Source organism: Streptomyces sp. PU-14G (genome assembly GCF_041028275.1).
In the GTDB taxonomy this organism is placed as follows: Bacteria; Actinomycetota; Actinomycetes; order Streptomycetales; family Streptomycetaceae; genus Streptomyces.
In genome coordinates this window covers 1-1,303 of record NZ_JASKYT010000665.1, presented here as the reverse complement: position 1 = coordinate 1,303, position 1,303 = coordinate 1, and the positions used below count along the sequence as shown (strand labels likewise).

At 58.5% G+C, this 1,303-nt stretch carries 2 rRNA genes; both read left to right on the top strand.

Annotated features, from left to right (window positions below):
• A 16S ribosomal RNA gene (locus AB8Z75_RS34525) occupies nt 1-346 on the top strand; the annotation flags it as partial.
• Nucleotides 347-644: 298 nt separating this feature from the next.
• A 23S ribosomal RNA gene (locus tag AB8Z75_RS34520) occupies nt 645-1,303 on the top strand; the annotation flags it as partial.

The following is a 1,303-nucleotide window of genomic DNA, read 5'->3' as shown; positions in this document are numbered from 1 at the left end:
ATCATGCCCCTTAGGTCTTGGGCTGCACACGTGCTACAATGGCCGGTACAATGAGCTGCGATGCCGTGAGGTGGAGCGAATCTCAAAAAGCCGGTCTCGGTTCGGATTGGGGTCTGCAACTCGACCCCATGAAGTCGGAGTCGCTAGTAATCGCAGATCAGCATTGCTGCGGTGAATACGTTCCCGGGCCTTGTACACACCGCCCGTCACGTCACGAAAGTCGGTAACACCCGAAGCCGGTGGCCCAACCCCTTGTGGGAGGGAATCGTCGAAGGTGGGACTGGCGATTGGGACGAAGTCGTAACAAGGTAGCCGTACCGGAAGGTGCGGCTGGATCACCTCCTTTCTAAGGAGCACTCAAGCTGGTTTCGGCCGGTTCAGAGGCCATGACGTCGGCGAACGTTCGACGGTGGTTTGCTCATGGGTGGAACGTTGACTATTCGGCATCTTGGTTCAGGGTTCAYTAGTACTGCTTCGGCGTGGAACGTGGGCTGGGGGCTGGGGTGTCGGGCGCGCTGTTGGGTGTCTGAGGGTGCGGCCGTGGGTCGTCCTTCGGTGCCGGTCCCAGTGAACTCGCACGGTGGTGTGGGGTGGTGGGTGGCTGGTTGTTGTTTGAGAACTGCACAGTGGACGCGAGCATCTGTGGCCAAGTTTTTAAGGGCGCACGGTGGATGCCTTGGCACCAGGAACCGATGAAGGACGTGGGAGGCCGCGATAGACCCCGGGGAGTTGTCAACCGAGCTGTGATCCGGGGGTGTCCGAATGGGGGAACCCGGCAGTCGTCATGGGCTGTCACCTGCCGCTGAATGTATAGGCGGTGTGGAGGGAACGCGGGGAAGTGAAACATCTCAGTACCCGTAGGAAGAGAAAACAACCGTGATTCCGGGAGTAGTGGTGAGCGAAACCGGAGGAGGCTAAACCGTATGTGTGTGAGACCCGGCAGGGGTTGCGCATGCGGGGTTGTGGGATTCCATTTCAATGGTCTGTCGGCTGTTGGACGAGTGAGAAACCGTATGGGTAGGCGAAGGGCATGCGAAAGGCCCGGCGTAGAGGGTAAGACCCCCGTAGCTGAAATCTGTACGGCTCGTTTATGGAACACCCAAGTAGCATGGGGCCCGAGAAATCCTGTGTGAATCTGGCGGGACCACCCGTTAAGCCTAAATATTCCCTGGTGACCGATAGCGGATAGTACCGTGAGGGAATGGTGAAAAGTACCGCGGGAGCGGAGTGAAAGAGTACCTGAAACCGTGTGCCTACAAGCCGTGGGAGCGTCGCATCACATGCTTGCATGTGGTGTCGTGAC